Source organism: Massilia sp. DD77 (assembly GCF_036961685.1).
Taxonomy (GTDB): Bacteria; Pseudomonadota; Gammaproteobacteria; order Burkholderiales; family Burkholderiaceae_D; genus Telluria.
Genome location: NZ_JBAMDH010000041.1, coordinates 39501 through 46451 on the forward strand (window position 1 = coordinate 39501; position 6951 = coordinate 46451).

Annotated in this window: 7 protein-coding genes; 5 read left to right on the forward strand and 2 right to left on the reverse strand. The window is 67.7% G+C overall.

What is annotated here, in order from left to right; translation table 11 throughout:
• The first annotated feature begins 1 nt into the window (after position 1).
• The 4 genes from pcaF (at position 2) to V7778_RS21475 (ending at position 4512) form a co-directional block, all read left to right on the forward strand.
• Positions 2 to 1204, forward strand: a complete 1203-nt coding sequence (gene pcaF / locus V7778_RS21460; RefSeq protein ID WP_335558998.1) for a 3-oxoadipyl-CoA thiolase — start codon at positions 2 to 4, stop codon at positions 1202 to 1204.
• 1 nt (position 1205) lies between these two features.
• Entirely contained in the window at positions 1206 to 1802 is a 597-nt protein-coding gene (gene paaY / locus V7778_RS21465) for a phenylacetic acid degradation protein PaaY (RefSeq protein WP_335558999.1), read from the forward strand.
• Between the two features lie 184 nt (positions 1803 to 1986).
• On the forward strand, positions 1987 to 4038 hold the full coding sequence (paaZ, locus tag V7778_RS21470) for a phenylacetic acid degradation bifunctional protein PaaZ (protein WP_335559001.1): 2052 nt from the start codon (positions 1987 to 1989) through the stop codon (positions 4036 to 4038).
• 27 nt (positions 4039 to 4065) lie between these two features.
• A complete protein-coding gene (locus tag V7778_RS21475; protein ID WP_335559003.1) occupies positions 4066 to 4512 on the forward strand; it encodes a cupin domain-containing protein in 447 nt (148 codons plus the stop codon).
• Here V7778_RS21475 and V7778_RS21480 read toward each other — a convergent pair.
• The gene (locus V7778_RS21480; protein WP_335559005.1) at positions 4509 to 4736 is read right to left on the reverse strand and encodes a hypothetical protein; all 228 of its coding nucleotides are present in this window, start codon (positions 4734 to 4736) and stop codon (positions 4509 to 4511) included. The genes V7778_RS21475 and V7778_RS21480 overlap by 4 nt on opposite strands.
• A 228-nt stretch (positions 4737 to 4964) precedes the next feature.
• Positions 4965 to 5636 carry an HAD-IA family hydrolase gene (locus V7778_RS21485; protein ID WP_335559007.1) on the reverse strand — a complete coding sequence of 224 codons (672 nt, stop codon included), beginning with the start codon at positions 5634 to 5636 and terminating at the stop codon, positions 4965 to 4967.
• Between the two features lie 317 nt (positions 5637 to 5953).
• On the opposite strand from V7778_RS21485, the gene rsgA reads away from it, so the two are divergent.
• Positions 5954 to 6951, forward strand: a 998-nt coding sequence (gene rsgA, locus V7778_RS21490; RefSeq protein WP_335559009.1) for a ribosome small subunit-dependent GTPase A, incomplete at its 3' end; no start/stop codon positions are given.

The window sequence follows — 6951 nt, forward strand, 5'->3', positions numbered from 1 at the left end:
CATGAACGACGCATACATCTGCGACGCGATCCGCACCCCCTTCGGCCGCTACGGCGGCTCGCTCTCGACCGTGCGCGCCGACGACCTCGGCGCGCTGCCGATCGCCGCGCTGATGGCGCGCAACAAGGATGTGGACTGGGCCGCGGTCGACGACCTGTTCTACGGCTGCGCCAACCAGGCGGGCGAGGACAACCGCAACGTGGGCCGCATGGCCGCGTTGCTGGCAGGTCTGCCGCAAGACGTGCCGGCCAACACCATCAACCGCCTGTGCGGTTCGGGCATGGATGCCGTCGGCACCGCCGCCCGCGCCATCAAGGCCGGCGAGGCGCAGCTGGTGATCGCGGGCGGCGTGGAGAGCATGACCCGCGCGCCTTTCGTGATGGGCAAGGCCGACAGCGCCTTCTCGCGCGCCGCCAAGATCGAGGACACCACCCTGGGCTGGCGCTTCGTCAATCCCTTGATGAAGGCCAAGTACGGCATCGATTCGATGCCGGAGACCGCCGAGAATGTGGCCCGCGAATTCAACATCGGCCGCGCCGACCAGGATGCGTTCGCGCTGCGCAGCCAGCAGCGCTGGGCGCGCGCCCAGGCCGCAGGCTTCTTCAAGGACGAGATCGTGCCGGTGACCCTGCACGGAAAGAAAGGCGAGTCGCGCGTGTTCGACACCGACGAGCAGCCGCGCGAGAGCAGCCTGGAAGCGCTGGCCAAGCTGAAGGGCGTGGTCACGCCGGACGGTTCGGTCAGCGCCGGCAATGCCTCGAGCCTGAACGACGGCGCCTGCGCGCTGCTGCTGGCGTCAAGCGACGCCGCGCGCCGCTACGGCCTGGCCCCGCGCGCGCGCGTGGTCGGCATGGCAACCGTGGGCCTGGCCCCGCGCATCATGGGCTTCGGCCCGGCGCCGGCCGTCAAGAAGCTGCTGGCCCAGACCGGCCTGCGCCTGGACCAGATGGACGTGATCGAGCTCAACGAAGCCTTCGCGGCGCAGGGCCTGGCCGTGACGCGCGACCTGGGCCTGGCGGACGACGCCGCCCACGTCAACCCGAACGGCGGCGCGATCGCGCTTGGCCACCCGCTGGGGGCCTCGGGCGCGCGCCTGGTGACCACGGCCGTGAATCAGCTGCACCGCACGGGCGGGCGCTACGCACTGTGCACCATGTGCATCGGCGTGGGCCAGGGCATCGCGCTGATCGTCGAGCGGGTGTGAGATGGTGAAGGTGTACGAGATCAACGGCGTGCGGCCGGTCGTGCATCCGACCGCCTACGTGCATCCGTCCGCGGTGCTGATCGGCGACGTGATCGTCGGCCCGCGCTGCTACATCGGCCCGCTGGCCTCGCTGCGCGGCGATTTCGGCCGCCTGGTCCTGGAAGAGGGCGCGAACCTGCAGGATACCTGCGTGATGCATGGCTTCCCGGGCGAGGACACGGTGGTCGAGGTGGATGGCCACATCGGGCACGGCGCGGTGCTGCACGGCTGCCGCATCAAGCGCAACGCGATGGTGGGCATGAATGCGGTCGTGATGGACAAGGCCGTGGTCGGCGAGGAGTCGATCGTGGCGGCCATGAGCTTCGTGAAGGCGGGGATGATCATTCCACCGCGCTCGATGGTCATGGGGACGCCGGCCAAGGTCATGCGTGAGCTGACCGACGAGGATGTGAAGTGGAAGAGCTTTGGGACGCGGCAGTATCACGAGCTGAATGTGAGGTCGCTGGAGACGATGCGGGAGGTTGAGGCTTTTACCGAGGTCGAGCCGGACCGCAAGAGCATCGAGTTCGGGCCGGATGCGCATAGGCCGAAAAGCTGAGAGTTAAAGCTGTAAGTACCGCTAGCCTAAAAACCGTCGTCCCCGCCAAGGCGGGGATCCAAGTTTTACGCGGACCACTGCTCTGCGAACTTGGGTCCCCGCCTTCGCGGGGATGACGTTGGCAAGAGGGACGACGGATTAAAGTTTGTCACAACCTGACGAGATAAAGAACGGAGACAAAAACATGGGCAACATCGCCACCCTGCAAAGCCTGATCGCCGGCCGCTGGCACGGCCAGGAAGCGCACACCCCGCTGCATAGCGCGCTGGACAACCAGCTGATCTACCACACCCACGCCGAGAAGATCGACTTCGAAGAAGCCATCGCCTACGCGCGCAAGACCGGCATCAAGCAGCTGATGGGCCTGGACTTCCAGAAGCGCGCCCAGGCCCTGAAGGCCCTGGCCCTGTACATGATGGAGCGCAAGGAAGAGCTGTACGAGATCTCGCACCTGACCGGCGCCACCCGCCCCGACAGCTGGGTCGACGTCGAGGGCGGCATCGGCACCCTGTTCGCCTACGCCAGCATGGGCTCGCGCGAGCTGCCGTCCTCGAACGTGCTGCACGAAGGCCCGGCCATGGCGCTGGGCAAGCGCGGCGGCTTCTCCGGCACCCACATCCTGGTGCCGCGCGGCGGCGTCGCGGTGCACATCAACGCCTTCAACTTCCCGATCTGGGGCATGCTCGAGAAATTCGCGCCGAGCTTCCTGGCGGCCATGCCCTGCATCGTCAAGCCGGCCACCGCCACCAGCTACCTGACCCAGGCCACCGTCAAGATGATGATGGAATCCGGCCTGCTGCCGGAAGGCGCGCTGCAGCTGGTGATCGGCTCCACCGGCGACCTGCTCGACCGTTTGGGCGGCTTCGACGCGGTCACCTTCACCGGTTCGGCGGACACCGCCGCCAAGCTGCGCGCCAACCAGAACCTGATCCGCAACTCGGTGCCGTTTACCGCGGAAGCCGACTCGCTCAACTGCGCCATCCTGGCCCCGGACGTCACCCCGGACGATCCCGAGTTCGACCTGTTCGTGAAGGAAGTCGCGCGCGAGATGACCGGCAAGGCCGGCCAGAAGTGCACGGCGATCCGCCGCGTCATCGTGCCGGAGCAGCATGTCGATGCCGTGGGCGAGCGCCTGCGCGAGCGCCTGGCCAAGATCACGGTCGGCAATCCGAAGATGGAAGGGGTGCGCATGGGCGCGCTGGCCTCGATGGACCAGCACCGCGACGTGTCGGAGCGGGTCGAGATGCTCGCGCGCGGCAACGAAGTGCTGTTCAGCGCCCGCGACGGCTTCGCGCCGGTGGGCGAGGGCTGTGCCAACGGCGCCTTCTTCTCGCCGACCCTGCTGCTGTGCCGTAACGCGCTGGTCAACGACGCGGTACACGACATCGAGGCCTTCGGTCCGGTGAGCACCCTGATGACCTACAAGGACATCGACGAAGCCTTGGCGCTGGCCGCGCGCGGCAAGGGCAGCCTGGTGACGACCCTCGCCACCAAGGATCCGCTGATTGCCGCCCACGCGGTGCCGGTGGCCGCCGCCTCGCACGGCCGCGTCCTGATCCTCGACCGCGAAGCCTCGGTGGACAGCACCGGCCACGGCTCGCCGCTGCCGCAACTCAAGCACGGCGGCCCGGGCCGCGCCGGCGGCGGCGAAGAGCTGGGCGGCATCCGCGCCGTCAAGCACTTCCTGCAGCGTGCCGCGGTGCAGGGCTCGCCGACCATGCTGGGCGCCGTCACCGGCGAATACGTGCGCGGCGGCGCGGTCAAGGAGACCGAGGTCCACCCGTTCCGCCGCTGGTTCGAAGACCTGGAGATCGGCCACTCGCTGCTGACCCACCGCCGCACCGTGAGCGAGGCGGACATCGTCAACTTCGGCGGCGTGTCGGGCGACTACTTCTACATGCACTTCGACGAGATCGCGGCCAAGGACACCCAGTTCGGCAAGCGCATCGCGCACGGCTACTTCGTGCTGTCGGCGGCGGCCGGCCTGTTCGTGTCGCCTGCGCCGGGTCCGGTGCTGGCCAACTACGGCCTGGACAACCTGCGATTCGTGGCGCCGGTGGCGATCGGCGACACCATCCGCGCGCGCCTGACCTGCAAGCGCAAGGTCGACCGCAACCGCACGGACGAGCAGGGCCGCGGCCAGGGCGTGGTGGCCTGGGACGTGCAGGTCACCAACCAGAATGACGAACTGGTGGCGAGTTACGATATCCTGACGCTGGTACAAAAACGCGGCTGACGCCGTATTTCCAGTGAAAGGGAGACCATGACGAGACTCGACCTGAGCAGTATTCCCGTGGTGAGCGGCACCGGCTATCCGGCGCCCTTCGCCCAGGCGGTGGATGGGCGCACACGGCAAGCACTGGGCGATGCCGGCGGCCTGAGCCAGTTCGGCGTCAACCTGGTGGAATTGCAGCCCGGGGCGGCCTCGTCGCAGCGCCACTGGCATTCGCACGAGGACGAGTTCGTCATGATGGTGTCGGGCGAGCTGGTCCTGATCACGGACGAAGGCGAGACCCTGATGCGCGCCGGCGACTGCGCGGCGTTTCCTGCCGGCAAGCCGAACGGCCACCACCTGGTCAATCGAGGCTGGGGGCCGGGCGTGTTCCTGGTGGTGGGCTCGCGCGTCAAGGAAGACGTCGCGACCTATCCCGACATCGACCTGCGCTGCGAGGGCGATGCTTTCCAGCACCGGGACGGCACGCCTTACTAGTTCAATTTGCGGGCGTAGCGCTGGCGGATGTGCTGGCTGATGAAGGTCGAGAGACCGCGTCCGTCCTCGGCCAGTTCGCGCATCTTCGCGATGTTCTCGGCGCCGGCGCTGCGTTCGGTGTAGAGGTAGCGGTCGCCGCCGGTGAACTGGATGGTGATCGAGTCCTTGCCGAGGTCGTAGGCGGTGACGCCGGATTCGCCGGTTTTGTTTCTGTAGCGATGCATGGGTGCCCCTGCTGGAGTGCGTCGATACAGGGTAGGTGAGGGCTGGCGGGCGCGAGACAAGGCTTGCCGTGCGGCAGCGCTTAGGTCTGCTGAACTTGGGTCCCCGCCTTCGCGGGGATGACGTACTGATGGTGGTGGCTGGAGGAAACGCTAACTATTGGCCCGCTACCTTAGAACGTCATCCCCGCGCAGGCAGGGACCCAAGTTCAAGCAGCGGGTGAGCAGCCCTCACACCTTGCGCTGCAACCTCAACATCCCATCCTGCGTCTGCACGACAAGCAACTCCGCATAATCCGGCACGTCATACGCGTCCGTCTCCAACGCATGCGTATGCGTCGCCGTCACGACGATACTATCCATCCCCGCCGCCTCGGCCGCCTGCAGCCCCGCCAGCGTATCCTCGAACACCAGGCAGTGCTCCGGAAACACATCCAGCTTCTGTGCCCCCAGCAGGAAGGGATCCGGCGCCGGCTTGCCGCGCTGGACGTCTTCCGCCGCGACCAGCACCGCCGGCAGCGGCAGCCCGGCCGCCACGATGCGCGCCTCGGCGAGTGCGCGCGGCGCCGAGGTCACGATCGCCCAGCGCTCCGGTGGCAGGCTGGCGAGAAAGGCCGCCACGCCTTCGATCGCCTCGATCCCGGCCACGTCGTCGATCTCGGCCAGGGTGATGCGGCGCGCCTCCGCCGCCGGATCGACGCCGGGCAGGTTCAGGTTGCGGATCGTGTCTTCGGTGCGCTTGCCGTGGATGGTGGGCAGGAAGGCATCGACGTCCAGCCCATGGCTGCGCGCCCAGTCGCTCCAGACCCGCTCGGCGGCCTTGATCGAAGTGAGGATGGTGCCGTCCATGTCGAACAGGAAGGCGGCGAAGTCGCGCTCGGGCAGGGCGGAAATGGTGGTCACGGTCGTTCTCGTTGCGGGTTGTCGGGGGTGCGCCCAGCATAGCGCAAAAGCCGCCTGCGCCTTGTCCGCCATCCGTTTGCTTGACGCCATCCAGCCATGGTGCGAGACTACGGGCCTTTCCACCACCAACCGAGGAGCCGCCGCATGAACCAGCCTGATACCGCTCTCCGGTCGGCCGCCTGACGCGCATCACCATCACGACGATGGCCTGAGGCGCCCGCTTCCCAAGGCGCCGACCTTCCTTTTCACGATCTTTCCGCCACTGGCGGATGTTCGCGCACGCCTGTTGCGCTCATCGAATTGGAAAACACATCGTCATGATCGATTTCGACTACCCCGTCCTCCACCTGATCGGTTTCAACCAGCATGCCGCTTCCCAGCTCGCGGCAGCCAAGCCGCAGCAGCGCCTCGCGCGCATCACCTCCGTCCAGCGCGACTGCCTGATGCTGGACGACGGCAAGGAGGCCTTCCTGGCCCGCAGCACGCCGCCCATGGCCTCCAGCCCGCCGGTGGTCGGCGACTGGGTGCTTGCAACGCGCATCCTCGGCGACTACTGGATCGACCACATCCTCGAATCCGCCACCCGCCTGGCGCGGCGCACCGCGTCCGGGCGCCAGGTCCTGGCCAGCAACGTCGATACCGCGCTGCTGCTCATGGGCCTGGACAAGGACTTCAATCCGCGCCGCATGGAGCGCTACATCGCCATCGTGCGCGCCTGCGGCGTGGCCCCGGTGATGGTGCTGACCAAGTCCGACATCGGCGGCGATGCCGGGGAAAAGATCGCCCAGCTGCGCCGGCGTATCCCTGGCGACGTGCCGGCGCTGGTCCTGCATCCCGCCGAGCAGGACGATGCCGGTGTCCTGGCGCCCTGGATGGGGGCGGGGCAGACCCTGGTGCTGCTGGGATCCTCGGGTGTGGGCAAGTCGACCTTGACCAATGCGCTGACGGGCAGCCTGCAGGCGACCGGCGGCACCCGCCATGGCGACGACCGCGGGCGCCACACCACCACGGCGCGTTCGCTGCACCGCTGTCCGGGTGGGGCCTGCATCATCGATACGCCGGGCCTGCGCGCCTGGCAGCCGGATGCGGACGAGGATGACCTGGAACTGTCCTTCAACGACATCGCCGCGCTGGCGGAGACCTGCCAGTTCCGCGACTGCGGCCATGAGAGCGAGCCGGGATGCGCGGTAAGGGATGTGGTGGATGCGGATCGCTTGCAGAACTACCGCAAGCTGTTGAGGGAGGTGAGGCGGGCCGAGCAGACAGCGCTGGATCGGATCGCCGAGCGGGCGAAGTGGAAAACGCTGATGAAGGG